The sequence below is a fragment of the Variovorax sp. NFACC27 genome, assembly GCF_048301545.1.
GTDB lineage: Bacteria > Pseudomonadota > Gammaproteobacteria > Burkholderiales > Burkholderiaceae_C > Variovorax > Variovorax gossypii.
Genome location: NZ_CP157613.1, coordinates 6,583,079 through 6,609,969, shown reverse-complemented (window position 1 = coordinate 6,609,969; position 26,891 = coordinate 6,583,079). Strand labels below are relative to the sequence as shown.

The following is a 26,891-nucleotide window of genomic DNA, read 5'->3' as shown; positions in this document are numbered from 1 at the left end:
AAATGATGTTGAACCCCATGTCGGCGAATTCCGTGAAGGACAACCAGTGGACGCAGCTGCTCGTCGGCGGCGTCTCGGGGGCGGGTGCGGATGTGCGCGGCGCGGCCACGGCCGGGAAGGACGACGCGAAGAACGACGCGACGCCGGTCCAGGTCGAGCAGGCTGTGCGGCAGGTGAACGAGTCGCTCGCGCTGCGCGAAGTCGGCCTGCAGTTCGAGGTCGACAAGGAAACGGACATGGTCGTCGTCAAGGTGGTCGATCGCGCCAGCGGCGAGGTCATTCGCCAGATTCCCAATGAAGAAGTCGTGCGCATCGCGAAGCTGATGCACGACGGCAACGGGCTGCTGGTGGACCAGGCGGCCTGAGGCCCCCGGCACCGGCACTCTCAATCAAGGACAGACAGGAAAGCATCCACATGGCAACCATCAGCAGCCTCGGCGTAGGCGCCAATCTCGACCTCGCCTCCTTGCTCACGCAGCTCGAGACGGCCGAGAAGCAGCCCATGGTGGCGCTGCAGGCCAAGGCCAAGAGCTACACGAGCAAGCTGTCGGCCTACGGCACGATCCAGAGCGCCCTCGCCACGCTGCAGACGGCGGCCAAGAAGCTGGGCGACCCGACGCTGTTCCAGAGCGTGACCGGCACGCCGACGGTCAGCGGCATCCTGTCGGCAACCGCCACCGACGCGAGCGCGGCCGGCAACTACACCATCGACGTGACGCAGCTCGCGCAGGCGCAGACCGTGGTCAGCGCGGGCCAGGCCGACACCAAGACAGCGATCGGCAACGGCAAGATCACCATCGACTTCGGCGCCGTCTCGGGCGGCACCCTCGACGCCGCGACCGGCAAGTACACCGGGGCCACGTTCACCGCGGACGCGAGCCAGACGGCCAAGTCGATCACCATCGATCCGACCAACAACACGCTGGAAGGCATCCGCAACGCGATCAACGGCGCCAATGCCGGCGTGACGGCCAGCATCGTGAACGACGGCAGCGGCACGCCCAACCGCCTGGTGCTGACTTCCTCGCAGACCGGCGAGAAGTCGAGCATGCGGATCTCGGTCGACGGCGACGCCGCGCTGCAGAACCTGCTGAACAACGACCCGGCCGGCACGCAGAACCTGAAGCAGACGGCGGCGGCGCAGAACGCGAAGCTCAACGTCAACGGCATCGACATCACCAGCGCGACCAACACCGTGAAGGAAGCCATCCAGGGCGCCACGCTGACGCTGGTGAACACCGGGAAGACCGGGCTCTCGATGAAGGAGAACACGGCCAGCGCGAAGACTGCGATCAACGACTTCGTGAAGGCCTACAACGCCCTGCAGAGCACCGCCACCTCGCTGACCACGTACGACGCCGACACCAACACCGCCGCCGCGCTGGTGGGCGACAGCACGCTGCGCAACCTGCAGACCCGCATCCGCCAGGCGCTCACCACGCCGCAGGCCGGCACCGGCAACAGCATGAAGGTGCTCACCGAGATCGGCGTGTCCTTCCAGAAGGACGGCACCCTGGCCGTGGATTCCGACAAGCTCGACAAGGCCCTCGCCAATAACCTGAAGGGCGTGGCGAACATGTTCTCCAGCGCAACGGGCAGCACGGCCGGCTACGGCAAGCAGATCGACGCCCTGGTGGACGACGTCACCAAGGGTTCCCTGAAGGTGGCGAGCGACGGCGTGACCGCGACGATCAAGGAGCTCGACACCCAGTACGACGCGATGCAGCTGCGCGTGGACTCCACGGTCGCCCGCTATCGCGCGCAGTTCAACCAGCTCGACGTGCTGATCAACAAGATGAACAACACCAAGAACTACCTCACGCAGCAGTTCGAGGCGATGTCGAGCAGCAGCAAGTAGGCGTACTGAAGCAGCAGACACGGAGACCAGCGGATGTACACCTCCCACAACATGCGCACAGGCGCCGGCGCGTATGCCCGCGTCGGCGTGGAAACGAGCGCGATGAGCGCGTCGCCGCACCAGCTCATCGTGATGCTCTTCGATGGCGCGAAGACCGCCATCGGCATGGCCCGGCACCACATGGCGACAGGCGAGATCGAGGCCAAGGGCAATGCGATCTCCAAGGCCATCGGCATCGTCGACAACGGCCTGAAGGCCGCTCTCGACGCCAAGGCAGCCGGCGAGGCCGGCGCCGAACTCGTGGGCAACCTGTCGGCGCTGTACGACTACATCGTCCAGCGGCTGTTCCGGGCCAACCTGCACAACGACGTGCAGGCCCTGGAAGAGGCCGACCGGCTGCTCGAGAACATCGCTTCCGCCTGGCGGGAGATCGACGAGCGGGCCCGCAGCTGAAATGCAACCGCAAGAGAAACAGGAAAACATGGCATTCCGGAGTGAGGTCGTTTATTGCTACGAAGAGCTGGCTGCGACCATCGCTTCGATGCTCGTGCTGGCGCACGCCAAGGAATGGGGCCAGCTCCCCGCGCTCGAGGAGCGCTGCTCGGCCATGGTGGATCGCCTGCGAGTCATCGAGCCGCACGAGTCGCTGGATGCGGAGCAGGTCGAGCACGTGCTCTATCTGCTCGAGCGCATCCGCTCGGACCAGGCGGAGGTGTCGGGGCTCATCAAGCCGCAGCTCGAGGACCTGATCGGGCGCATGGGCTATCTGACCCAGCAGAAGAACCTCGGCCGGGCCTACGGGCCGCCGCACTGAGCGCGCCCGCCGCCCGGACCCGACACACCGAAGAAGCCGCACCATGACTGGACTCGCCGGATTGCTCGACGCACTGCTTGCCGCAAGGCTGGCGCCGCGCCTCGACGTCCTCGGCATCAAGCCCGAGGCCGCGATAGGCGCGCCCGGTCCGGCGGTGGCGATCGGCAAGGTCGAGAACGATGTGCGGCTGCCTTCCAATGCAGCGCTCGACAGGCAGATTCCCGGCGCCGCGGCCGGCGGCACCGCGCATCTCGCCGCGGGCGCCCCGTCCTCGGTGGCCGCCCGGCTGTCGGTCGCGGCGCGCGTGATCGGTGCCGTGCTGGCCGACCTGCAGGCGCAGCCGGGCCCGGTGCGCGGCGCTGCGCCGCTGGTGCCGACGCGCGGGCAGGCCGTGAGCGCGGCGCAGCTGGCCGGGGTGCTGGCGCAGACCGTGTCGGACAGCGGCCTCTTCTACGAGTCGCACCTGGCGTCGTTCGCGGCGGGTGGTCGCTCTCTCGCGCAGATGAGGCAGGAACCGCAGGCGCAATGGGCCGTGCCGGTGGCTGCGAAGGCCGAGGCCGGTGCACCGGTCGCGTCGTCGGCGGCGACTGCCGCGGTGCTGGCGGCGATCGTCGATTCTCCCGATGCATTGCCTTCGCTCGCGGCGCAGGCGCAAGCCCCGGCGCACAAAGGCGATGGGGCCGGCGCGGCGAATGCGGTTGCACCGCAGGCATCCGCCGGCGATGCGCAATCGCGGAACGCCGACGGCTCTTTCATGCAAGGCAAACCGCAGCCTTTGGAACAGGCCGCGGCGAACGACGCGGCGCGGGTGCAGGCGGCCTATCGGCAGCCGGAGAGCGCGTCGTCGCCCGGTGGCACGCTCGATTCTTCGATGGCCGCTCATCGCGTGGGCGATTCCGCGCGCCAGGCCGATGGCGCCGCGGCCGCGCCGGCATCGCGCGGCGCCGAAGTGATCCATCCGCAGGCCGTCACGCTCGTGCACCAGCAGCTGGACCTGCTGGCGACCGCCGTCTTCCGCTGGAGCGGCCAGGCCTGGCCCGACGTGCCGATGAGCTGGTCGGTCGAGGAAGAACATGCGCAGCCCGAGGCCCGCGACAGCGGTGCGGTGGAAGGAGAGGGCAAGCGCCGCTGGTCGACCACGGTGTCGCTGGCGCTGCCGAAGCTCGGCGAAGTCGACCTGCGCCTGAGCCTCGAAGGCTCCGCCGTGCAGGCGCATCTTCTGGCGCGCGAGGCCTCGACCATGGCGCGCCTGCGCGGCGACGCCGGCCGGCTCGCGAAGCGCTTCGACGCCGTGGGCCTGCAGCTCCAGCAGGTGCTGGTGGCCGAGAAGGAGGCGGTGGCGGCATGAACGAGTTGCTCGACAACCGTAGCAGCGCCGTCGCCCTGTCGTATGCGGACAAGACGGGCGCGCCCGTCGTCGTGGCCAAGGGTTACGGCGTGGTCGCCGAATCGATCATGCGCGAGGCGCGCGAGCACGGGCTGTACGTGCACTCGTCGGCCGACCTCGTGAAGCTGCTCATGCAGGTCGACCTGGATCGGCAGATCCCGCCGCAGCTGTACCTCGCGGTGGCCGAGGTGATGGCCTGGGTCTACGGTCTGGAGGGTCGCGCAGGCGACTAATTGACCATATGGACCAATGTGAAATCATGGATCGGAATATCCGCGAAAACGGTCTTTCATCGAACGGAAATACGCTCATAGTATTTATTAATTCGATGTTGTTCACGAATAAATTACGGCCTCGAAAAGTTTCGCAAGAAACATTTGTTACCGGAAAGACTGACACCTGTAAACGACACGTTTCACTAGGGAAACAGGTCTAGCGCGTCAGACGCCTCCTACTTTTTTTATCCTCCTGTCATACAAAACACTTCAACATGTAAAACTTTGTGTATATAATGTATACACGATTGTTAGGAGCACGAAGTGAGCTTTGAATCGGAAATGGGATCAGACGTGGAAAACTGCAACATCACCGCAACCGGCGTGATTTCGAGAGAAATCGGCGAGATAAATCTGGCCTATATGCTGCTGGCGCAGAAGCTGGTCAAGCAGGACCGGGCCGAGGCGATGTTCCGCCTTGGCGTGGGCCGCGAACTGGCCGATCTGCTGGCGAACATGTCGCTCAGCCAGATCGTGAAGCTGGCCGCTTCCAACTTCCTCCTGTGCAGCTTCCGGCTGGACGACCGCCCGATGTTCGCGGTGGTCGGCGAGGGCAAGGAGCCCGCGCTGCAGCAAGCCCATATGTCGATACTGATGGCCGCGCGCCAGGCGCAGGCCCAGGTCGATTCGCAGGCGCAGATGCGCGGAGCGAGCGCGGCGTGACAGCCAAGAGCGTCCTGGGCGAGGTCCGGCAGGTGCAGCTCGCGATCGAGCTGATCGGGCTCGGCGCCCGCCTGCAGTTCCTGGAGGCTGCCGTCGCGCTGAGCCGCGAGCGGCTGATCCGCCTGTACAAGGAACTCAAGGGCGTTTCCCCGCCCAAGGGCCTGCTGCCGTTCTCGACCGACTGGTACATGACGTGGCTGGCCAACATCCACTCGTCGATGTTCTACAACATCTACCGCTTCATGCTCGACGAGGCGGACGAGAACGAACTGCCCGCGCTCATCAAGGCCTATCGCCTCTACACCGAGCAGGTGGTGGCCAACGGCGGCGAGGTGGTGCTCGACTTCACCCGCGCCGAGACCATGGTGCGCTTCTTCGACAGCGACATGCTGCAGCTGAGCACCTGCTGCCGTTGCGGCGGCCACTTCGTGGCGCATGCCCACGACAACAAGAACGGATACGTGTGCGTGCTGTGCCGCCCGCCTTCGCGCGCGGGCAAGGCACGCAAGCCCGGCAAGGCCGCCGAGGTGCGCCGCAACGGGCTGGTGGCGATCGCGCCCACGCCAGTGATGGACATCGGCGGCGCCGTCTAGGAAAAGTGCCCCGCCCGCGCATGCCGCGGGCCCGGCTTTGTTGATTCGACGCTCTAAGGGGCGATAGGGGAAGCGCGTGCTGGTTCTGGTTGGATATCTCGTGGTGATAGGCGCCGTGTTCGGCGGCTACGGCCTCATGGGCGGCCACTTCGGAGTGCTGTTCCAGCCGGTCGAGCTGCTCATGATCGGCGGCTCCGCATTGGGCGCGTTCATCGCGGGCAACAACGGCAAGACCATCAGGGCGACCATCAAGGAGCTGCCGCTGCTGCTGCGTACCTCCAAGCACAACCGCCAGCTCTACATGGACCTGCTCGCGCTGCTGTACGAGCTGCTCGCCAAGGCCCGCAAGGAAGGGATGATGAAGCTGGAGACCGACGTCGAAGACCCGGCCCAGAGCGAGATCTTCACGCGCTACCCGAACATCCTGGCGCACGAGGGCATCACGGTCTTCCTGTGCGACTACCTGCGCCTGGTCATCAGCGGCAACACCGATGCGCACGAGATCGAGGCGCTGATGGACCACGAGATCGAGACCATCCGCCACGAGGCCGAAGTGCCCGGCCACAGCCTCTCGCGCGTGGGCGACGCGCTGCCCGCGCTGGGCATCGTCGCGGCCGTGATGGGCGTGGTGCACGCGCTCGGCTCCGCCCACCTGCCGCCCTCGGAAATGGGTGCGCTCATCGCGCACGCCATGGTCGGTACCTTCCTCGGCGTGCTGCTGGCCTACGGCTTCGTGTCGCCGCTGGCCTCGCTGATCGAGCAGAAGGTGGAAGAGGGCATGAAGATCTACCAGTGCGCCAAGGTCACGCTGCTGGCCAACCTCAACGGCTATGCGCCGCAGCTCGCGGTGGAGTTCGGCCGCAAGGTGCTGTTCTCGACGGAGCGCCCCTCGTTCACCGAGCTGGACGACCACGTCCGCGAAGTCAAGGCACGCTGACGCGGCAGGCACGCGAACAGGTACGCATGTCATGAGCGACGAGAAGCCCAGGGTCATCTTCAAGCACGTCCACAAGGGCAAGCACGGCGGCGCCCACGGCGGCGGCTGGAAGATCGCCTATGCCGACTTCATGACGGCCATGATGGCCTTCTTCCTCGTGATGTGGCTGCTGTCGATCTCCAGCCCGAAGCAGCGCGAGGGCATTGCCGAGCACTTCCGCATGCCGCTGCGCGTGGCGCTGAGCGGCGGCGACAAGTCCAGCCTCAGCACCAGCATGATTCCGGGAGGCGGCGCCGACGTGATGCACGTCGAGGGAGAGGTCAGGCAGGCCGATGCCGAGGAACAGGCCGACGCCGAACGCCTTGCCGAGATGAAGAAGAAGCTCGACGAGCTGATCGAGAAGAGCCCCGTCTTCCAGCAGTTCCGCTCGCAGATCCTGATCGACATCACCACCGAGGGCCTGCGCCTGCAGATCGTCGACACCGAGAACCGGCCCATGTTCGAGCTGGCCAGCGCGCGCGTGGTGCCGCACATGCGAGCCATCCTGCGCGAGCTGGCGCCCGCGCTCAACGGCCTGCCCAACAAGATCACGCTGTCGGGCCACACCGACGCCATCGTCTACACCAACGACCGTTCCTACGGCAACTGGGAGCTCTCGTCCGACCGCGCCAACGCCTCGCGGCGCGAGCTCGTGGCTGGCGGCATGACCGACGGCAAGGTGCTGCGCGTGATCGGGTTGGCCGACAGCATGCACCTGGACAAGGCCGATCCGCGCAACCCGATCAACCGCCGCATCAGCATCATCCTGCTCAACCACCGCACGCAGGAGCGCATCGAGCGCGAGAACAGCACCGAGCCCGTCGGCACGCGCATCGGCAAGGCGGCCGCGAAAGCGCCGTAACAACAAAACAACAAGAGCTCAAGAGATGGACCTCAGTCAATTCACCCAAGCCTTTTTCGTCGAAGCCGTCGAACTGCTCGCGGAGATGGAGCAGCTGCTGCTGGAGCTCGACGTCGAGGCGCCCGACAGCGAACAGCTCAATGCCATCTTCCGTGCGGCGCACTCGATCAAGGGCGGCGCCGCGACTTTCGGTTTCACCGCCCTGACCAACACCACGCACGTCCTCGAATCGCTTCTGGACCGCGCCCGCCATGGGCAGCTGCGCCTGAACGGCCGAATGATCGATGCATTCCTTGAAACGAAGGACGCCTTGCAAGAACAACTCACTGCCTACCAGGCCGGCAAGGAGCCGGACCCGGACATGGTCGCGCACATCTGTGGCGTGCTCCAGCAACTCGCGCTGGAAAGCGGCGATGCCAGTGCGGCGGCACCTGCACCGGCGACTGCACCCGCTCCGGCGCCCGCACCCGTTCCGGCCCCGGCACCCGTGGCCGCGCCCGCGGCGCCGGTCGCAGCCGGCGGCAGCGGCGCGCTGCGCATCCGCTTCGCGCGCCTGTCGGAAAGCGAATGCGATCTTCTCGCGGGCGAGCTGGCCAACCTCGGCAAGGTGCTGTCGCGCACGCGCAGCAACGACCAGTTGACCGTGCTGCTGGAGACCACCTGCGCGCCCGACGACATCGTCGCGGTCTGCTGCTTCGTCATCGACGAGTCGCAGATCGACATCACGCATGAAACAGCCGCCGCGGCGGAAGAGGCCGCTGCCGTGGTCGAAGCTCCCGTGCCCGTGGCTGCGCCGGAACCTGCTGCTGCAGCAGCAGCGGCAGCGGCAGTTGTCGCCGAAGCGTCGAAGCCGCAGGCTGCTTCCTCCGCGCCCGCAGCAGCAACAGCTTCGGCCGGCGCCAAGGAATCCAGCTCCATCCGCGTCGACGTGGAGAAGGTCGACCAGCTCATCAACCTCGTGGGCGAGCTCGTCATCACGCAGTCGATGCTCACGCAGGCCGCGACCATGCTCGACCCGGTGGCCTACGAGCGCTTCCTCAGCGGCCTGGGCCACCTGGAGCGCAATGCCCGCGACCTGCAGGAATCGGTGATGTCCATCCGCATGATGCCGATGGACTACGTGTTCAGCCGCTTCCCGCGCGTCATTCGCGACGTGAGCGCCAAGCTCGGCAAGCAGGTTCGCCTGGACACCTACGGCAAGGAAACCGAGCTCGACAAGGGCCTGATCGAGCGCATCGTCGACCCGCTCACGCACCTGGTGCGCAACAGCCTCGACCACGGCATCGAGACGCCCGACGTGCGCCTGGCCAAGGGCAAGGACGCCACCGGCCAGCTGCTGCTGTCGGCGCAGCATCACGGCGGCAACATCGTGATCGAGGTGAGCGACGACGGCGCCGGCCTCAACCGCGAGCGCATCCTCGCCAAGGCCATGCAGCAGGGCCTGCCGGTCAGCGAGACCATGCCCGACGAGGAGGTGTGGCAGCTCATCTTCGCGCCCGGCTTCTCCACCGCCGAGCAGGTCACCGACATCTCGGGCCGCGGCGTGGGCATGGACGTGGTCAAGCGCAACATCCAGGAGATGGGCGGCCACGTCGAGATCCATTCGCGCGGCGGGCAGGGCACCACCACGCGCATCGTGCTGCCGCTGACGCTGGCCATCCTCAACGGCATGTCGGTGAAGGTGGGCAGCGAGGCCTACATCCTGCCGCTGAGCTACGTCATCGAGTCGCTGCAGCCGCTGCCCGAGCACCTTCACTCCATCACCGCCGACGGCCACGTGATCCGCGTGCGCGGCGAATACCTGCCGCTGATCGAGCTGCACCGTGTGTTCGACGTGGCGGGTGCGCAGACGCATCCCACCCAGGGCATCCTGGTGATCGTGCAGGCCGACGACAGCCGCTTCGCGCTGCTGGTGGACGAACTGTTGGGCCAGCACCAGGTGGTGGTGAAGAACCTGGAGACCAACTACCGCAAGGTGCCTGGCATCTCCGCCGCGACCATCCTCGGCGACGGCAGCGTGGCCTTCATCATCGACGTGGGCGCCATGCCGCGAATCCAGCGCGCGCAGGCCGCGAGCACGGCCGCACTCGCGGGCGCGGCCCGAAGGACGGACGCCATTGCGCTTTGACACACGACGGAGACAGCTGAATGCGGTTTGATTTCTTCCGTCGCTCTTCCGAAGACACCGGCAACGATGCACCCGCGCATGCGGAGGCCGGTGCCGACGGCCGCGTGGCCTATGCCATGCTGCTCGACGCGCAGCGGCGCGTCATCGGCTATCGCATGGCATGGCGTTCCGCGGACGAGGGTTCCGAGGCGTCCGGCGCCGCGGGCGTCAAGGCGCTCACGGACACGCTCGCCATGCACCTCAATCCTGGGTCCGGCGGCTGGCTGCTGGGTTCGCAGATGCTGTTCGTCGACGTGACGGTCGACGCGCTGTTCCAGAGCGACCTGCAGTCGCTGCCGCCGCAGCAGGTGGTGCTGTGCATGGGTGCCGAGGAAATGCTCGACGCCGATCTGCGCTCCATCGTGCTGTTCCTGCGCGAGCAGGGCTTCGGCTTCATGCTGTGCGGCGCCTCCGGGCTACCCGAAGACCCGGAGCTGCGCTCCATCGTCACCCACTTCGAGGTGGGCGCGCACGACGCCGAAACAGTGATGCGGCTGCGGCAGGATGCCCAGCTGGGCCATCCCCCGGTGGAGCCCATCGTCTCGCGCGTGGAGGACTGGGCCGCATTCGACGCCTGCGCCGGACGTCGCGTAAGCGTGTTCGTCGACGGCGCGTTCAGCAATCCGCCGGTGCGCGAGACCGAAGACGCGCTGCAGCCCGAGGCGCTGCTGATCGTGCAGCTGATGCAGATGCTCCAGCGCAACGAAGACCTGCGCGTCATCGAAGCTGCACTGAAGCACGACGCCGCGCTCACCTACCGGCTGCTGCGCTACATCAACTCGCCCGCCGTGGGCATGGCGGTGGAGATCCATTCGCTGCGCCATGCCGTGGCCATGCTCGGCTACTCGCCGCTGTACCGCTGGCTTTCGCTGTTGCTGGCCACCAGCAACAAGGCGGGTTCGCCGTACATGATGAAGAAGGCCATCCTGCGCGGGCGCTTCGTCGAGCTGGTCGGGCAGGGCATGCTGCCGGCCAGCGAGGCCGACAACCTCTTCGTGGCCGGCATGTTCTCGCTGCTCGACCAGTTGCTGGGCGTCTCGATGGAAGGCGTGCTGCGCAAGGTGCAGCTCACCGAGGCGGTGCAGCAGGCCATTCTTTCGCGTGGCGGGCTTTACGGCCCCTTCGTCGCGCTCGCCGAGAGCTGCGAGCGCGACGACGGAGAGGCCGCACGCCTGTCGGAAGCCCTGTTCCTGAGCCCGGCGCAGGTCAACGCGGCGCAGCTGTCGGCACTGGTGTGGGCGCAGGACGCCAGCCCGGCCGCGGGTGGCCCATGACGCGAAGGAGGCCTGAAGTGCAGGGCATTCGCGCGTCTGATCGGTCCATTGGAAACGGTGGGCGCTATGTACATTGAAAGCCAAGCTTCCAGGCTGGCCGTGACGACCGAGTTCCATTTCACCGACCACGACTTCTCGCGCATCCGGACCCTGATCCACCGCCGCGCGGGCATTGCCCTGGGCGAGCAGAAGCGGCAGATGGTGTACAGCCGGCTGTCGCGGCGGCTGCGGGAACTGCAGCTGCCCGATTTCGCCTCGTACCTCGACTGGCTCGAACAGCGCCAGGACGGCGACGAGTGGCAGCTCTTCATCAACTCGCTGACCACCAACCTGACCTCGTTCTTCCGCGAGGCCCATCACTTCCCGACGCTGGCCGACCACGTGCGCAAGGCGAAGCAGCCGGTCACCGTGTGGTGTGCGGCGGCGTCGACGGGTGAAGAGCCCTATTCGATCGCCATCACGCTGCTGGAAGCGTTGGGCGACAAGGCGGCAGCCTCGCGCGTGATCGCCACCGACATCGACACCGCCGTGCTGGCCAAGGCCGCCACCGGCGTGTTCACCACCGAGCAGGTGCGCCGGCTCGCGCCCGAGCGGCTGCGGCGCTTCTTCAACAAGGGCACCGGCGCGAACGCGGGCAAGGTGCGCGTGCGCCCCGAGGTCGCGGCGCTGGTGAAGTTCTCGCGGCTCAACCTGCTCGACGGCAGCTGGCCCGTGAAGGAGCCGGTGGACGCGATCTTCTGCCGCAACGTGATGATCTATTTCGACAAGCCGACGCAGAAGAAGGTGCTCGACCGCTTCGCGCCGCTGCTCAAGGCAGACGGCCTGCTGTTCGCGGGACATTCCGAGAACGCGTCGCTCGTCAACCAGGCCTTCCGGCCGCTGGGCCAGACCGTGTACGAGCTGGCGCGCACGCGTGCGCCGGGTGCCTCCGCATGACGGCCCCGAACGCGGCGGCACCCGAATCGGTGGCCAGCCATCACTACTTCGACCGCGACGTCGGCCTCATGGCCGTGAAGCTGCTGCCCTCGGAGTATTACGTGACCTCGAGCAACACAGTGCTGAGCACGGTGCTGGGCTCGTGCGTGGCCGCCTGCCTGCACGACAGGGAAGCCGGCGTGGCCGGCATGAACCACTTCATGCTGCCCGACGACGGCGAATCGGGGGCGGGAGGCGCCGCGCGCGATGCCGCCGAATCGATGCGCTACGGCACCTACGCCATGGACGTGCTGATCCGCGAGCTGGTTCGCGCCGGCGCGCGACGCGAGCGGCTGCGCGCCAAGGTGTTCGGCGGCGGCGCGGTGCTGGCCAACATGACCACGCTGAACATCGGCGACCGCAACGCCGACTTCGTGCTGCGCTACCTGCGCGAGGAGCGCATCGAGGTCGCGGCGCAGGACCTGCGCGGGCCGCATGCGCGCCGCGTGTGCTTCGTGCCGGCGACGGGCAAGGCCATCGTGCGCAAGCTGCGGGCGCAGACAGAGGTGCGGCAGGTGCAGCACGAGGAGGGCGAGCTGCTGCGCAGGCTGTCCACCTCGCGCGCGGCACCGGCGGCCGACAACAAAGGAATCCAGTGAGCGTCAAGAAAATCAAGGTGCTGTGCGTCGACGACTCGGCACTCATCCGCAGCGTGATGACGGAGATCATCAACAGCCAGGCCGACATGACCGTGGTGGGCACGGCCGCCGACCCGCTGGTCGCGCGCGACCTCATCAAGGTCACCAACCCCGACGTGCTCACGCTCGACGTGGAAATGCCGCGTATGGACGGGCTGGAGTTCCTCGAGAAGCTCATGCGGCTGCGGCCCATGCCGGTGGTCATGGTCTCGTCGCTGACCGAGCGCGGCTCCGAGATCGCGCTGCGCGCGCTCGAGCTGGGCGCCATCGACTTCGTGACCAAGCCGCGCCTGGGCGTGCGCGACGGCCTGCTCAACTACACCGAGCTGATCGCCGGCAAGATCCGCACGGCCGCCAGTGCGCGCCTGCGGCCCGCCGCGACCGCGCGCCCGGGCGGCGACGCACCGCAGGAGTCACTGCTGCGCAGCCCGCTGCTGAGCACCGAGAAGCTCATCATCATCGGCGCCTCCACCGGCGGCACCGAGGCCATCCGCGAAGTGCTGCAGCCGCTGCCCCCTGATTCGCCCGCGGTGATGATCGCGCAGCACATGCCTGCCGGCTTCACGCGCTCGTTCGCGCAGCGGCTGGACGGCCTGTGCCGCATCACCGTGAAGGAAGCCGAGCACGGCGAGCGCGTGCTGCCGGGCTATGCCTACATCGCACCCGGTGGCTTCCACCTGTCGCTCGCGCGCAGCGGCGCCAACTACGTGGCCCATCTCGACCAGGAGCCGCCGGTGAACCGCCACCGGCCCTCGATCGACGTGCTGTTCGATTCGGCCGCCAAGCACGCGGGCAAGAACGCCATCGGAATCATCCTGACCGGCATGGGCAAGGACGGCGCCGAGGGCCTGCTGCGCATGCGGCGCGCCGGCGCGCACACGCTGGCGCAGGACGAGGCCAGCTGCGTGGTCTTCGGCATGCCGCGCGAGGCCATCGCGCTGGGTGCGGTGGACGACGTGTCGCCGCTGGCCGAAGTGAGCCGCCGCGTGCTGACGCACCTTCGCACGTTCGGTGAACGTGCGAACCGAGTTTGAGAGAAAGAAAACGACCTTGGAGTTGGAAATATCGTGATGGACAAGAGCATCAAAATCCTGGTTGTGGACGACTTCCCGACCATGCGCCGCATCGTGCGCAACCTGCTGAAGGAACTCGAGTTCCACAACGTCGACGAGGCTGAGGACGGCGCCGCCGGCATCGAGAAGCTGCGCGGCGGCAACTTCGGCTTCGTGGTGTCCGACTGGAACATGCCCAACATGGACGGCCTGACCATGCTGCAGACCATTCGCGCCGACCCGGAGCTGAAGAAGCTGCCGGTGCTGATGGTCACCGCCGAGGCGAAGAAGGAGAACATCGTCGCGGCGGCGCAGGCCGGTGCCAACGGCTACGTGGTGAAGCCCTTCACCGCCGCCACGCTCGAAGAAAAGATCACCAAGATCTTCGAGAAGCTGGCCAAGGAGGCCGCGTGACATGAGCCAGAACACTGCCGTCGTGGCGGACTCCGCCAACACCACCGAGGAACTGCTGGGCCGCATCGGCCAGCTCACGCGCCAGCTGCGCGACGGCCTGCGCGAGCTGGGCCTCGACAAGCAGGTGGCCAAGGCCGCGCAGGCCATCCCCGACGCGCGCGACCGCCTGAGCTACGTGGCCGCAACCACCGAGCGTGCGGCGCACCGCGCGCTCAACGCCATCGACGTGGCGCAGCCGCTGCAGGAGGCGCTGGCCACCGACGCGAAGAGCCTCAGCAAGCGCTGGGACCAGTGGTTCGAGAACCCCATCGAGCTCGACCATGCGCGCGAGCTCGTGCTGGACACGCGCGGCTACCTCAACGAGGTGCCGGACCGCGCCAGCGCGATCAACACGCAGCTCATGGAGATCCTCATGGCGCAGGACTTCCAGGACCTGACGGGCCAGGTCATCAAGAAGATGATGGAAGTGGTCAACGACGTCGAGACGCAGCTGCTGCAGGTGCTCATCGACAACTCCGCGCCCGAGAAGCGCCACGAGGCCGTGCAAAGCCTGCAGAACGGCCCGCAGATCAAGCCCGGCAACCCCGATGCCGTGACCGACCAGGCGCAGGTCGACGACCTGCTGGAGAGCCTCGGCTTCTGATTCCGGAGGTCGCTTCTATTGTCCGAACTGCAGGGGTATCAGGCCCCTGATCGGCAGATTGTTCCGAGGGGCCGAATCCAATAATTTGGCCATGAGCAAGGCGTGTTGCGCCAGTGCTGGTTCGGAGCATGAATGGCTGAGGAAAGCGATCTCGAGAAAACGGAACCCGCCTCCGAGCGGCGCCTGGAAAAGGCGCGCGAGGAAGGCAACGTAGCCCGTTCACGCGAGCTCACCACCTTCGTCATGTTGGGCACGGCATGCGCCGGCCTGTGGCTCACGGCGCAGTCCCTGGGCACGAGCATGAGCGGCGCGCTGCGCCGCGGCCTGCACTTCGACCGCGCCAGCGCCTTCGATCCTTCCCACATGCTGGCCCAGACCGGGCTGATGTCGCTGCAGGCGATGACGGCCATCGGTCCGCTGTTCGCGATGATGGTCGTCGCGGCGGTGCTCGCGCCGATGATGCTCGGCGGCTGGCTGTTCTCCACCAAGTCGGCAGCGCCGAACTTCGGCAAGCTCAATCCGCTGGCCGGCATCGGCCGCATGTTCTCCACACAGTCGCTCGCGGAGCTGGTGAAGGCGCTGGCCAAGTCGGCGCTCATCGGCGGCGTGGCGTGGTGGGTGGTGTCGCGCGACATCGAGGCGCTGATGGCGCTGATGGCCCAGCCCGCGCAGTACGCGCTGCCGCACGCGATGGTGCTGGTGGCCAGGCATTGCGCGCTGATCGCCGCCACGCTCTTCCTCGTGGCGCTGATCGACGTGCCCTTCCAGCTCTGGAGCTACTACCGCAAGCTGCGCATGTCGCGCGAGGACGTGCGCCAGGAGCACAAGGAAAGCGAAGGCGATCCGCACATCAAGGCGGCGATCCGCCGCCAGCAACAGCAGATGGCGCGCCGCCGGATGATGTCCGAGGTGCCCAAGGCCGACATCGTGCTGACCAACCCCACGCACTTCGCCGTGGCGCTCAAGTACCAGGAAGGCGGCATGGGTGCGCCGCGCGTGGTGGCCAAGGGCACCGAGCTCGTGGCCGCGCGCATCCGCGAGCTGGCCAAGGAGCACAAGGTGGCGATCCTCGAGGCGCCGCCGCTCGCGCGCTCCCTCTACAGACACACGAAGCTGGGTGACGAGATTCCCGCCGGCCTCTACACCGCGGTGGCCGAGGTGCTGGCCTGGGTTTACCAGCTCAGGCGCTGGAAGGCCGAAGGCGGCGAAGCGCCGCGCACACCCACCGATCTGCCGGTTCCCGCAGAACTCCAATACACCGCCGACACGGCGACACACGCATGAACGCGATGACAAACCTGATGCGCATGCCGACGCGCATGTTCGCCGGCTCGCAGCTCAAGGGGCTGGCGGGGCCGATCCTCATCATCCTCATCCTGAGCATGATGGTGCTGCCGCTGCCGCCGTTCCTGCTCGACCTGCTGTTCACCTTCAACATCGCGATGTCGGTGATGGTGCTGCTGGTGAGCATGTACACGATGAAGGCGCTGGACTTCGCCGCCTTCCCGGCCGTGCTGCTGTTCTCCACGCTGCTGCGCCTGTCGCTGAACGTGGCTTCCACGCGCGTGGTGCTGATGAACGGCCACACCGGCCCCGATGCGGCGGGCAAGGTGATCGAGGCCTTCGGCCACTTCCTGGTGGGCGGCAACTTCGCCGTGGGCGTGATGGTGTTCATCATCCTCGTGCTCATCAACTTCATGGTGATCACCAAGGGCGCGGGCCGCATCGCCGAGGTGGGCGCGCGCTTCATGCTCGACGCGATGCCGGGCAAGCAGATGGCCATCGACGCCGACCTCAACGCCGGCCTGATCGGCGAGGACGTGGCCCGCAAGCGCCGCACCGAGGTGGCCCAGGAAGCCGACTTCTACGGCTCGATGGACGGTGCCAGCAAGTTCGTGCGCGGCGACGCGATCGCGGGCCTGCTCATCATGGTGATCAACATCATCGGCGGGCTGGTGGTGGGCATGGTGCAGCACGGGCTGGACTTCTCCACGGCCGGCAAGACCTACACGCTGCTGGCCATCGGCGACGGCCTGGTGGCGCAGATCCCGGCGCTGGTGATCTCCACCGCCGCCGGCGTGATCGTCTCGCGCGTGACCACCGACGAGGACGTGGGCAGCCAGCTCACGGGCCAGCTCTTCTCCAACCCGCAGGTGCTGTTTCTCACGGCCGGCATCGTCGGCCTGCTGGGCATGATTCCCGGCATGCCGAACCTGGCCTTCCTGCTCATCGCGGGCGGCCTGGTGTGGCTGGGTCGCGGGCTGCTGCAGCGCAAGCCGAAGCAGCAGGCGGCGCAGGAAGCCGCCGCCGTGCAGGCCGCGAACCTCGCGGCATCGTCCGCCGAGACCGCGGAAGCGACATGGGACGACGTGGCCATGGTCGACCCGCTGGGCATGCAGGTCGGCTACCGGCTGATCCCGCTGGTGGATCAGTCGCAGCAGGGCGAACTGCTGGGCCGCATCAAGAGCATCCGCAAGAAGATCGCGCAGGAGGTCGGCTTCCTGGTGCCGGTGGTGCACATCCGCGACAACCTGGAGATCAAGCCCAACACCTACGTCATCACCCTGAAGGACGTGGAGATCGGGCGCGGCGAGGCCTTCCCGAACCAGTGGATGGCCATCAACCCGGGCCAGGTGACGGGCTCGCTGCCCGGCACGCCCACGCGCGACCCGGCCTTCGGCCTCTCGGCGGTGTGGATCGACTCCAGCCTGCGCCAGCAGGCGCAGGTGTACGGCTACACGGTGGTCGATGCCTGCACGGTGATGGCCACGCACCTGAACCACCTCATCCAGACGCATGCCGCCGAGCTGCTGGGCCGCCAGGAAGTGCAGCAGCTGCTCGACCAGATCGCCAAGACCGCGCCCAAGCTCACCGAAGACCTGGTGCCCAAGGTGCTGTCGCTCAGTACGCTGCACAAGGTGCTGCAGAACCTGCTCGACGAGGAAGTGCCGATCCGCGACATGCGCACCATCCTCGACGTGATGGCCGAGTACGCGCCGACCGTCAAGGACCCGACCGAGCTCACCACGCTCACGCGCCTGGCGCTGGGCCGCGCGATCACGCAGCAGCTCTTCCCGGGCGACACCGAGATGCAGGTCATCGGCCTGGACGGCTCGCTCGACGGCGTGCTGCAGCAGGCCCTGGGCAACAGCAGCGGCATCGAGCCCGGCATTGCCGACAACCTGCTGCGGCAGGCGCAGGCCGCCATCGTGCGGCAGGAGCAGATGGGGCTTGCGCCGGTGCTGGTCGTGCAGCACTCGCTGCGCGTGCTGCTGTCGCGCTTCCTGCGGCGCAGCCTGCCGCAGCTCAAGGTGCTGTCGCACGCCGAGATTCCTGATTCCCGAACCATCAAGGTCACCACCGCCATCGGAGGACGAGGTTGAATTCCCCCCAACAGACAGACGTGCGCACCACCGCGCGCAAATTCGTCGCGGCCACCAGCCGCGAAGCCCTGCGACTGGTGAGGGAGGCGCTGGGCGCCGACGCCATCGTGCTCACGCATCGCGCGACCGCCGAGGGCGTGGAGATCGTCGCCATGGTCGAGGGCGAAGTGCAGGGCGTGCTGCAGGGCAGCGCGGCCGCGAAGCCCGTTGCAGCCGTTGCCCCTGTTGCGGCACCGGCCGTTCGTGTGGCACCCGCTCCTTTGCCGGTCGCCTCGATGCCCGCGCCGCTGCCTGCGCCTGCGCCCGTGCAGGTCCACGCGCCCGCCGCCGCACCAGCCGACACCGTGCTCGAGGAGCTGCACTCCATGCGCGGCATGATCGAGGAGCAGCTCGCCAGCGTCGTGTGGAACGACAGGCAGCGCCGCGACCCCGTGCGCGGCCGCCTGCTGCGCACGCTGCTCGGCGCCGGCTTCAGCGCGCGCCTGTCGAAGGCCATGCTCGAGAAGCTGCCCACCGGCCGTACCTACGCCGAGGGCATGGCCTACGTGCGCTCGGAGCTGATCCGCGCCGTGCCCGTGCATGAGGACGAGGACGCGCTGTTCGCCGCGGGCGGCGTCTATGCGCTGATGGGCCCCACCGGCGTGGGCAAGACCACCACCACCGCCAAGCTGGCCGCGCGCTGCGTGATGCGCTTCGGCGCCGACAAGCTCGCGCTGGTGACCACCGACAGCTACCGGATCGGCGCCTACGAGCAGCTGCGCATCTACGGCCAGATCCTCAACGTGCCGGTGTACGCCGTGAAGGACGCCGCCGATCTGCACCTGGTGCTGCAGGACCTGCGCGAGAAGCACATGGTGCTGATCGACACCGTCGGCATGAGCCAGCGCGACCGCGCCGTGCCCGAGCAGATCGCCATGCTGGGCCAGAGCCCCAGGCCGGTGAAGAAGCTGCTGCTGCTCAACGCCACCAGCCACGGCGACACGCTCAACGAGGTGGTGCACGCCTACCGCCACGGCAACGAGCTGGCCGGCTGCATCTTCACCAAGGTGGACGAGGCCACGCACCCGGGCGCGCTGATCGACACCGTGATCCGCCACCGCCTGCCGGTGCACTACATCTCCAGCGGCCAGAAGGTGCCCGAGAACCTGATGCAGGCCGACCGCACGCAGCTGGTGGACAGCGTGTTCCAGCCGCGCCAGCACAGCCCGCTGTTCGTGCCCGCCGAGAGCGACCTGCAGGAAGACGCTGCCGCCGCGGCGGGCGCCTCGCAGCAGGTGGCCCGCGCGCAGGGCGAGACCGACCTGCTGCGCCTGAAGTACCAGAACCTGATCCGCGCCATGGCGCACGACGCGCAGGAGCTGGCCACCACCGCGAGCGCGCTGGCCGGCGCGCAGATCGGCTTCGAGCGCGCACGCGCGCTATGGCGCCAGGCCGGCGACGAGGAAGCGGGCCAGAAGGCCGTGCTGCAGGACCTGCTGGTGCACGCGCGCGGCGAAGTGGCCGCCGCCTGCGAGACCCATGTGCTCGCGCTATGCGGGCAGGTGGGACTGCGATCGAACGAGGGCGGCGACGCCTACGAATGCCACGGCAGCCTGCTGCTGTCGGACCGCACGGGCCTGCCGCTGGCGGCGCCCAACCAGTGGCTCTCGACGGCCGCCACGCGCGGCATGAAGGACGCCGCGCGCAAGCCCGGCGCACGCCAGGTTCCGTGGCTGCGCCAGCAGGACTTCGGCAGTCGGCCGCTGGTGCACCTGCTGACCCGCCTGCCCGGCATCGAGGCGATGGTGCAGTGGCAGGCCGCGGGCCAGCGCTGGCTGGCGCGCGCGCCGGGCTCCACCGCCGTGATCGACATGCGCACCGGCGCACCCGACACGCTGGCGCGCATGGACTTCGAATTCGGCGAAGCGCGGCCCGTGCGCTTCCGCGGCAAGGCGGCGCTGCTCGCCGAGTCGCATGCCGACGTGGTGCTGCGTTTCAATGCGGCCGCCCTGGCGGCGGGCATCGCCCGCGACGAGATGCCGGCGCTGCGCTGCGTCGCAACGCGCGTGGTCGATGCGCGCACCGGCAATGTGCTGGCGCAGGTGCACGCGCTTTCGAACATCGGCTCCGAGGTTTCCGCGCGCCAGCTCGCGCAGTGGCTGGGCTGGGCGGTGGATGCCGAGCCCTGCTTCCGCCTGCTGCGCGACGGCGTGCAGCTCGTGGGCGGCATCGGCGAGCTGGGCGACCCGGACATCATGAAGCGGCTCCTGATCGCCGGCCAGATGAGCACCACCGTGTGGCGGCTGCTGCAGGCCGAGGGCGAGTGGGCCGACCGCGCGCGCGCGCTGCTGGGCCAGCTGATGGGCCGCCCGGCGCGCAACGGCCGCGCCATGAGCGGCAGTGCGCTGTATGCGGGCGTGGGCAAGCTCTTCCTGCTGCTCGATGCGCTGGGCACCGAATCGACCGCGCCCGTGCAGGCGCCGCGCGAGCCCGCGAAGCCGCAGAAGCTGGAGAAGCAGGATTGAGGGTGGCGCAATGAACAAGCTGGTTGCGGATCAGGCGGACGGCCTCCGGCGCCTGCTCGCGCCGATGCAGGCGCGCGTGGTCGCGGTGGCCGGCATGGGCAGCGGCGCGGGCGGCACCACCATCGCGATGAACCTCGCGGTGGCGCTGGCGGGGCAGGGCCGCAACGTCCTGCTGCTCGACGAGCACTGCCCGGCCGAAGGCTCGGCGTGCGAGGTCTGGGATATCGACCCGCTGGGCAGCCTGGCCGACGTGGCCGGCGGGCGCCTGACGCTCGACGGCGCCGAGGTGCGCGCGGCCTGCGGCGTGCGTGTGCTGCCGGCGCCGCCCGGCGCGGTGCATGGCGCAGGCAACGATCCGCGCAGGTTCTGGTACGACGGCTTCGTCATCGTCGATGCGGCCTTCGACCGCGAGGGCCGGCTGTCGGCGCTCGCGCAGGGCGCGGACGACCTGCTGCTGGTGCTGCAGCCGCACCCCTCGTCGGTCACCTCGGCCTATGCGGGCATCAAGCACCTGCAGCGAGCGCATGGCATGAGCCAGATGCGCTTCCTGGTCAACGGCGTGGTCGACGTCCAGGCCGCGCGCCAGATCATGAACAACCTCGCCCATGCCGGCAGCCGCTATCTCGCGCTGTCGCTGCAGCCCGCCGGCTGGGTGCGCTTCGATCCGCTGGTCGCCGATGCCTGGCGGCTGAAGAAGACCATCGCCGAGGCCTTTCCCGCGAGCCACGCGGCGATCGACCTGCGTCGCGTCGCAGGCGAGATGGACGGCTGGCCGTGGCGCGCGGCCGAGCCCCAGCAGGCCGTGGCCTGAGCCCAGGAAGGACGGAACGCCGTGTACACCGCACAGGGAACCATCGAGAAATCTCACCTGCTGGCGCAGCACCAGCCGCTGGTGCGCCGCATCGCGCTGCAGATGATGGCCAAGCTGCCCGCCAGCGTGGAGCTGGACGACCTGATCCAGGCAGGCATGCTCGGCCTGCTGGACGCATCCAGCCGCTACCAGGACAACCGGGGCGCGCAGTTCGAGACTTTCGTCAGCCAGCGCATCCGCGGCGCCATGCTCGACGAACTGCGCGCCGCCGACTGGGGCTCGCGCGGCCTGCGCCAGTCGGCGCGCGGCATCGAGAAGGCGATCCAGGCGCTGGGCCACAAGCTCGGGCGTTCTCCCACCGAAGGGGAGATCGCCAGGGAGCTGAAGATGGACATCGAGGCGTACCAGTCGCTGCTGCAGGAGATTCAGGGCTGCCAGCTGCTGTACGTGGAAGACTTCTCCAAGGACGACGCCGACAACGCCTTCCTCGACAGCCATTCGCAGGACGCGCGCAAGGACCGCCGCAGCAGCGACGACCCGCTGGAGCAGCTGCTGGAAAGCGGCTTCCGCCACCAGCTGGTGGACGCCATCTCGGCGCTGCCGGAACGCGACCAGCTGCTGCTGAACCTCTACTACGAGGAAGAGCTGAACCTGCGCGAGATAGGCGCCATCCTCGAAGTGAGCCAGTCGCGCGTGTGCCAGCTGCACAGCCAGGCGATCAGCAGGTTGCGGGCGAAGCTGAAGGACCTGCTCTAGGCTGCCCTCCGGGGCACGCCGATTGGGTCTTGTCCGTCAGCAATGCGCGCCCTGCGCTGGCGCGCCGTGCCCGCGCGGGCGGCAAAGCTCGGGCTCTTGCCAAAGACCTCCAAGCAACCTTCCGTCAAGCTGCACGGCGACCGCCCCATCGGCGACTACGCGCTCATCGGATCGACCCACAGCGCGGCGCTGGTGCACCGCGGCGGCGACATCGAGTGGCTGTGCCTGCCGCGCTTCGATTCCGCGGCGATGTTCGCCAGCCTGCTCGGCGACGAGCGCAACGGCCACTGGTCGATGCGCGCGACCGACCGCAAGGCGCGCATCGCGCGGCGCTATCTGCCGGGCACCGTGGTGCTGGAGACGACGATTCACGTGGCCGGCGGAACGGCCGTCGTCACCGACTTCATGCCTCGCCCCGCGCTCGACGGCACGCACGAGGTGGTGCGCATCGTGCGGGGCGTGCGCGGCACGGTCGCCATGCACACGGAGTTCCGCATTCGCTTCAACTACGGCGAGTGGTGCCCGTGGATGGACCGGCGCGACGGCGCGGTGTTCGCCACGGCCGGGCCCGACTCCGTGCGCATCAGCTCCGGCGTGCCACTGACCAACGAGAACTTCGCGAGCTTCGCCGACTTCACCGTGTCGGCGGGCCAGTCCATCGCCTTCAGCCTCGACTGGTTTCCCTCGCACCTCAAGCCGCCCGTGACGCGCGACGCCAATGCGCTGCTGGCGCGCACCGTCGCCGAATGGAGCGCGTGGACCGAACGCTGCGGCTACCACGGCGAGTTTCGCGAGCCGGTGATGCGCTCGCTGCTCACGCTCAAGGCGCTCACCTACGAGCCCACCGGCGGTATCGTCGCCGCGCCCAGTGCATCGCTGCCCGAGCTGCCCGGCGGCGAGCGCAACTGGGACTACCGCTTCTGCTGGCTGCGCGACGCGGCGCTCACGCTCTACGCGCTGATCGGCTCGGGCTACGTGGAGGAGGCCAGCGCCTGGCGCTGGTGGCTGATGCGCGCGGTCGGCGGCTCGCCCGAGGAGCTGCAGGTGATGTACGGCCTGCACGGCGAACGTTCGCTGACCGAGCTCGAGCTCGGCTGGCTGCCCGGCTACGAAGGCAGTCGCCCGGTGCGCATCGGCAACGGCGCGCACGGGCAGCGGCAGCTCGACGTCTACGGCTCGGTCATCGCGGCCTTCCATGCGGCGCGCAAGGCCGGGCTGGCGGACATGGACAAGCTGTGGCCGCTGGAGCGCGCCATCGCGAAGCAGCTGATGGATCTGTGGCGGGAGCCCGACTCCGGCCTGTGGGAAGTGCGCGGCGAGCCGCGCCACTTCGTGCACTCCAAGGTCATGTGCTGGCTGGCCTTCGACCGGGTGATCGCGAGCGCCACCGAGTTCGGGCTCGAAGGCCCGGTCGATCGCTGGCGGGAAGTGCGCGACGAGATCCACGCCGAGGTCTGCGCGCGCGGCTACGACGCCGCGTCCAATTCCTTCATGCAGTACTACGGCGCCGATACGGTGGACGCCGCGCTGCTGTGGATGCCGCTGATCGGCTTCCTGCCGATCAACGACCCGCGCGTGCAGGGCACCATCGCGCGCATCGAGAAGGAGCTGATCTTCAACGGGCTGGTGTACCGCTACCGCACCGAGAAGGGCGTGGACGGGCTCGGCGGCGGGGAGGGCGCCTTCCTCGCATGCAGCTTCTGGCTGGCGAACGTGTATGTCGCCATGGGCAGGCTGCGCAAGGCGCGGGCGCTGTTCAAGCGGCTGCTGGCGCTGGCCAACGACCTGGGGCTCTACGCCGAGGAATACGACCCGGTGGCGCGCAGGCAGCTCGGCAATTTTCCGCAGGCCTTCTCGCACATCGGGCTGATCAACAGCGCGCATGCGCTGGTGTCGGCGGCCGGCGGGGTGTGGGAGCTGGCGGACATGGACGGCAAGGCGTCGTCGAAGAAGGCGGCGAAGAAAGCGGTGAAGAAGAGCGAGAAGAGCGAGAAGAGCGCTCCGCTCAAGAGGCCGAGAGCGCGAACTCCCCGGCGCTGAACACCGTGTGGAAGACCGTGCCGTCGAACATCTCGAACAGCTTCTTCGAGACTTCGCGGCTTTCGTAGCGCACGGGCGAGTCGAGCGCGCGGGCGATGTCCTCGCGGCTCGCCCAGCGGATGGCCACGACCATCGCCAGCTCGGGGTCGTTCACGTCGCTTTCGACCTGGCGCAGTACGCGCACCTCGAGCGCGCCGGGAAAGCGGGTCCACAGCGGCACGAGCCTTTCGTGCACGTGGCGGTCGAAGGCCTCTTCCATGCCGGCCTTGACCCGGCCCCTGAAGAATGCGCAGCGGATGAACATGGGTTTCTCCTTGCTTGCCGGTTCGGGCCTGTGCGGCGTGGCCGTCAGGCGGAGACTTTCGCGGAGGCTTCTTCCGCCTGCCTGAGAAGCTGCGCACCGATGCCGGCGACGATCAGCGCAACGGGCATGTCGATCGGGGTGTGCAGCACGTCGGGCTCGCCGGCGTCCGGTCGTTCCAGGGTCGCCAGCTGGCTGTCGAGCAGGGTGGCCGGCATGTAGTGGCCGGTGCGCTGTTCCATGCGCTGGCGCACCAGCGCCGGAGGGCCGTCGAGGAACACGAAGCGCAGACCCGGCGAGGCGGCGCGCAGCCGGTCGCGGTAGGCGCGCCGCAGTGCGGAGCAGGCCACCACCACGCCACGAGGCGCGGCCGTGCGGTCGGCAAGATTGGCGCCCACGCGGTCGAGCCAGGGCCAGCGGTCTTCATCCGCCAGCGGCAGGCCGGCCCGCATCCGCGCCACGGCCTCGGGCGCGTGCAGGTCGTCGCCGTCGATCCACGGAATGCCCAGCAGCTGCGCGAGCCCGGCCGCCACGCTGCTCTTGCCGGTGCCCGATACGCCCATCACCACCACGGGCAGGCGGAATGACGGCACTGCAGCGGCGGCACGGCGCTAGAGGCTCGCGGTGATGCCGCCGTCCACGTACAGGATGTGGCCGTTGACGAAGCTCGATGCGTCGGAGGCCAGGAAGATGGCCGCGCCGCCCAGTTCTTCCACGTCGCCCCAGCGGCCGGCGGGCGTGCGGCCCGAGAGCCACGCGGTGAAGGCCTCGTCGGCCACCAGCGCCTGCGTGAGTTCGGTCTTGAAGTAGCCCGGCCCGAGACCGTTGACCTGGATGCCGTGCTTGCCGAGGTCGATCGCCATGCCCTTGGTGAGCATCTTCACCGCTCCCTTGGTGGCGGCGTAGGGCGCGATGCCCGGGCGACCCAGCTCGCTCTGCACCGAGCACACGTTGATGATCTTGCCGCGCTTGCGCTCGATCATGCGCTGCGCGACGGCGCGGCCGACCAGGAACACGCTGTCGATGTTGGTGGTGGTGATCTTGTGCCACGCGTCGATCGGGAACTCCGCGAACGGCCCGCGGTGCTGCATGCCGGCGTTGTTCACGAGGATGTCGACGGGGCCGATGTCGGCCTCGATGGCCGCCACGCCGGCTTCCACCGCGGCGGCGTCGGTGACGTCGAAGGCCGCGGCCTCGGCTGCGATGCCCCGGGCGCGCAGGGCGTCGCGGGCCGCGGTGAGCGCGGCGGCATCGCGCGCATTGAGCACGACGCGGGCGCCGGCATTGCCCAGCGCGCCGGCCAGCGCGAAGCCGATGCCCTTGCTGGAGCCGGTGACGAGGGCGGTGCGCCCGGAGAGGTCGAACAGTTTCAAGGGGAGTTCCTGGATGAGGGGCGAGACTGGCGAAGAAAGTTACCGGTATCTTTTGATTTCGTCAATGGGTGAAACCTTCGCTGGCTTTACATTCACGTATCGGCTAAAGTTACCGGTATCAAATTGAGCCAGAACCGCCGCCATCCGCTGGAGACACCCGCTTGACCGCTACCGCCGCCGCTTCCCCGCACGTGCTGATGATGGGCGCCTACCCCGAGTGGGACATGGCGCCGATGCGGGAGTCCTACACCCTGCATCGCCTGTGGGATGCGCCCGACCGGCAGGCCTTCATTGCCGCGCATGCGCAGGAGATCCGTGCGATCGCCACGCGCGGCGAGCTGGGCGCGAGCGCCGAGCTCATTACCGCGCTGCCGAAGCTGGAGCTGGTCTCCTGCTACGGCGTGGGCACCGACGCCATCGACCTCGCCGCCTGCCGCGCGCGCGGCATCCGCGTGACCAACACGCCCGACGTGCTCAACGGCGACGTGGCGGACCTTGCCGTGGGCCTCATGCTCGCGGTGCAGCGCCGCATTCCGGCGGGCGACGCCTTCGTGCGAAGCGGTGCATGGGCCAAGGGGGCCTTGCCGCTGGCCACGCGCGTCTTCGGACAGCGCGTCGGCATCGCGGGCTTCGGCCGCATCGGCGGCACCATCGCGCGGCGGCTCTCGGGCTTCGACGTGGAGCTGGGCTACTTCAGCCGCACGCCGAAGGCCGACAGCCCGCACCGTCACTTCGCCAGCCTGAGCGCGATGGCCGACTGGTGCGACGTGCTCATCGTCATCCTGCCCGGCGGCGAAGCCACGCGCGGCATCGTGAACGCCGAGGTGTTGCGCGCGCTGGGCCCCAAGGGCTGGCTCGTGAACGTGTCGCGCGGCACCACGGTGGACGAAGGCGCGCTGCTGCAGGCGCTGGAGGCGCGCGAGATCGCCGGCGCCGCGCTCGACGTGTTCCTCAACGAGCCGGGCATCGATCCGCGCTTCGCCGCGCTCGACAACGTGGTGCTGACCCCGCACCATGGCAGCGGCACCGAGCAGACGCGCCGCGCCATGGGCGAGCTGGTGCGCCGCAACCTGGAGGCCCATTTCGCGGGCCTGCCCCTGATCACTCCCGTTGCCTGAAAAAGGAAGAAAAC

Annotated in this window: 27 protein-coding genes; 24 read left to right on the top strand and 3 right to left on the bottom strand. The window is 68.3% G+C overall.

All coding sequences use genetic code 11. The annotated features are described in order from the left end of the window. Nucleotides 1–17 precede the first annotated feature (17 nt). The 23 genes from ABL840_RS30825 to ABL840_RS30715 all read left to right on the top strand — a co-directional run bounded on the left by ABL840_RS30825 (nt 18) and on the right by ABL840_RS30715 (nt 24,085). Nucleotides 18–365 carry a flagellar protein FlaG gene (locus tag ABL840_RS30825; protein WP_170217154.1) on the top strand — a complete coding sequence of 116 codons (348 nt, stop codon included), beginning with the start codon at nt 18–20 and terminating at the stop codon, nt 363–365. Between the two features lie 50 nt (nt 366–415). After that, on the top strand, nt 416–1,858 hold the full coding sequence (fliD, locus tag ABL840_RS30820; RefSeq protein WP_093302072.1) for a flagellar filament capping protein FliD: 1,443 nt from the start codon (nt 416–418) through the stop codon (nt 1,856–1,858). Nucleotides 1,859–1,891: 33 nt separating this feature from the next. Further along, nucleotides 1,892–2,311 (top strand): flagellar export chaperone FliS, encoded by a 420-nt coding sequence (gene fliS / locus ABL840_RS30815; RefSeq protein ID WP_093197841.1) that lies wholly within the window; start codon nt 1,892–1,894, stop codon nt 2,309–2,311. A 28-nt stretch (nt 2,312–2,339) separates the two neighbouring features. After that, nucleotides 2,340–2,672, top strand: coding sequence for a flagellar protein FliT (locus ABL840_RS30810; protein ID WP_256228295.1), 333 nt, complete (start codon nt 2,340–2,342; stop codon nt 2,670–2,672). Between the two features lie 43 nt (nt 2,673–2,715). After that, nucleotides 2,716–4,020 (top strand): flagellar hook-length control protein FliK, encoded by a 1,305-nt coding sequence (locus ABL840_RS30805; RefSeq protein ID WP_093302069.1) that lies wholly within the window; start codon nt 2,716–2,718, stop codon nt 4,018–4,020. Further along, a complete protein-coding gene (locus tag ABL840_RS30800) occupies nt 4,017–4,292 on the top strand; it encodes an EscU/YscU/HrcU family type III secretion system export apparatus switch protein (RefSeq protein ID WP_093302067.1) in 276 nt (91 codons plus the stop codon). The genes ABL840_RS30805 and ABL840_RS30800 overlap by 4 nt, the downstream gene beginning before the upstream one ends. Before the next feature lie 336 nt (nt 4,293–4,628). Beyond that, nucleotides 4,629–4,997 (top strand): flagellar transcriptional regulator FlhD, encoded by a 369-nt coding sequence (gene flhD / locus ABL840_RS30795; RefSeq protein WP_256228294.1) that lies wholly within the window; start codon nt 4,629–4,631, stop codon nt 4,995–4,997. Beyond that, on the top strand, nt 4,994–5,590 hold the full coding sequence (gene flhC, locus ABL840_RS30790; RefSeq protein WP_093197832.1) for a flagellar transcriptional regulator FlhC: 597 nt from the start codon (nt 4,994–4,996) through the stop codon (nt 5,588–5,590). The genes flhD and flhC overlap by 4 nt, the downstream gene beginning before the upstream one ends. Nucleotides 5,591–5,666: 76 nt before the next feature. Then, nucleotides 5,667–6,527 carry a flagellar motor stator protein MotA gene (motA, locus tag ABL840_RS30785; protein ID WP_093197830.1) on the top strand — a complete coding sequence of 287 codons (861 nt, stop codon included), beginning with the start codon at nt 5,667–5,669 and terminating at the stop codon, nt 6,525–6,527. 31 nt (nt 6,528–6,558) lie between these two features. Continuing rightward, on the top strand, nt 6,559–7,428 hold the full coding sequence (gene motB / locus ABL840_RS30780) for a flagellar motor protein MotB (protein WP_093197827.1): 870 nt from the start codon (nt 6,559–6,561) through the stop codon (nt 7,426–7,428). Between the two features lie 25 nt (nt 7,429–7,453). Next, nucleotides 7,454–9,556, top strand: coding sequence for a chemotaxis protein CheA (cheA, locus tag ABL840_RS30775; RefSeq protein ID WP_093302064.1), 2,103 nt, complete (start codon nt 7,454–7,456; stop codon nt 9,554–9,556). Between the two features lie 20 nt (nt 9,557–9,576). Then, a complete protein-coding gene (locus ABL840_RS30770) occupies nt 9,577–10,869 on the top strand; it encodes an EAL and HDOD domain-containing protein (protein WP_093302062.1) in 1,293 nt (430 codons plus the stop codon). Nucleotides 10,870–10,935: 66 nt separating this feature from the next. After that, nucleotides 10,936–11,805: a CheR family methyltransferase gene (locus ABL840_RS30765; RefSeq protein WP_371287147.1), complete on the top strand. Its 870-nt coding sequence runs from the start codon at nt 10,936–10,938 to the stop codon at nt 11,803–11,805. Continuing rightward, nucleotides 11,802–12,443, top strand: coding sequence for a chemoreceptor glutamine deamidase CheD (gene cheD / locus ABL840_RS30760; protein ID WP_093197819.1), 642 nt, complete (start codon nt 11,802–11,804; stop codon nt 12,441–12,443). Before ABL840_RS30765 ends, cheD begins: the two co-directional genes overlap by 4 nt. Nucleotides 12,444–12,499: 56 nt before the next feature. Beyond that, nucleotides 12,500–13,516 (top strand): protein-glutamate methylesterase/protein-glutamine glutaminase, encoded by a 1,017-nt coding sequence (locus ABL840_RS30755; RefSeq protein ID WP_240652202.1) that lies wholly within the window; start codon nt 12,500–12,502, stop codon nt 13,514–13,516. A 36-nt stretch (nt 13,517–13,552) separates the two neighbouring features. After that, nucleotides 13,553–13,948, top strand: coding sequence for a chemotaxis response regulator CheY (gene cheY / locus ABL840_RS30750; protein ID WP_164546721.1), 396 nt, complete (start codon nt 13,553–13,555; stop codon nt 13,946–13,948). 1 nt (nt 13,949) lies between these two features. Further along, entirely contained in the window at nt 13,950–14,591 is a 642-nt protein-coding gene (cheZ, locus tag ABL840_RS30745) for a protein phosphatase CheZ (protein WP_093302056.1), read from the top strand. 132 nt (nt 14,592–14,723) lie between these two features. Continuing rightward, the gene (flhB, locus tag ABL840_RS30740; protein ID WP_093302054.1) at nt 14,724–15,875 is read left to right on the top strand and encodes a flagellar biosynthesis protein FlhB; all 1,152 of its coding nucleotides are present in this window, start codon (nt 14,724–14,726) and stop codon (nt 15,873–15,875) included. Then, complete coding sequence (gene flhA / locus ABL840_RS30735; protein WP_093197806.1) at nt 15,872–17,974, top strand: flagellar biosynthesis protein FlhA; 2,103 nt, start codon at nt 15,872–15,874, stop codon at nt 17,972–17,974. Before flhB ends, flhA begins: the two co-directional genes overlap by 4 nt. Then, nucleotides 17,971–20,478 carry a flagellar biosynthesis protein FlhF gene (gene flhF / locus ABL840_RS30730; protein ID WP_093302051.1) on the top strand — a complete coding sequence of 836 codons (2,508 nt, stop codon included), beginning with the start codon at nt 17,971–17,973 and terminating at the stop codon, nt 20,476–20,478. The genes flhA and flhF overlap by 4 nt, the downstream gene beginning before the upstream one ends. Before the next feature lie 10 nt (nt 20,479–20,488). Next, nucleotides 20,489–21,289, top strand: coding sequence for a flagellar biosynthesis protein FlhG (locus ABL840_RS30725; protein ID WP_093302048.1), 801 nt, complete (start codon nt 20,489–20,491; stop codon nt 21,287–21,289). 21 nt (nt 21,290–21,310) lie between these two features. After that, nucleotides 21,311–22,045: an RNA polymerase sigma factor FliA gene (locus ABL840_RS30720; protein WP_093197798.1), complete on the top strand. Its 735-nt coding sequence runs from the start codon at nt 21,311–21,313 to the stop codon at nt 22,043–22,045. A gap of 96 nt (nt 22,046–22,141) precedes the next feature. Next, on the top strand, nt 22,142–24,085 hold the full coding sequence (locus ABL840_RS30715) for a glycoside hydrolase family 15 protein (RefSeq protein WP_093302472.1): 1,944 nt from the start codon (nt 22,142–22,144) through the stop codon (nt 24,083–24,085). Here the strand turns inward: ABL840_RS30715 and ABL840_RS30710 are convergent. The 3 genes from ABL840_RS30710 to ABL840_RS30700 are packed head-to-tail and all read right to left on the bottom strand — an operon-like array spanning nt 24,051 to nt 25,759. Continuing rightward, a complete protein-coding gene (locus ABL840_RS30710) occupies nt 24,051–24,389 on the bottom strand; it encodes an antibiotic biosynthesis monooxygenase family protein (protein ID WP_093302046.1) in 339 nt (112 codons plus the stop codon). The genes ABL840_RS30715 and ABL840_RS30710 overlap by 35 nt on opposite strands. Nucleotides 24,390–24,433: 44 nt before the next feature. Next, nucleotides 24,434–24,979 (bottom strand): gluconokinase, encoded by a 546-nt coding sequence (locus ABL840_RS30705; protein WP_418116070.1) that lies wholly within the window; start codon nt 24,977–24,979, stop codon nt 24,434–24,436. Between the two features lie 18 nt (nt 24,980–24,997). Further along, on the bottom strand, nt 24,998–25,759 hold the full coding sequence (locus ABL840_RS30700; protein WP_093197757.1) for a glucose 1-dehydrogenase: 762 nt from the start codon (nt 25,757–25,759) through the stop codon (nt 24,998–25,000). 161 nt (nt 25,760–25,920) lie between these two features. Between ABL840_RS30700 and ABL840_RS30695 the strand changes: the two genes are divergently transcribed. Beyond that, the gene (locus ABL840_RS30695) at nt 25,921–26,877 is read left to right on the top strand and encodes a 2-hydroxyacid dehydrogenase (protein ID WP_093302043.1); all 957 of its coding nucleotides are present in this window, start codon (nt 25,921–25,923) and stop codon (nt 26,875–26,877) included. Nucleotides 26,878–26,891 lie beyond the last annotated feature (14 nt).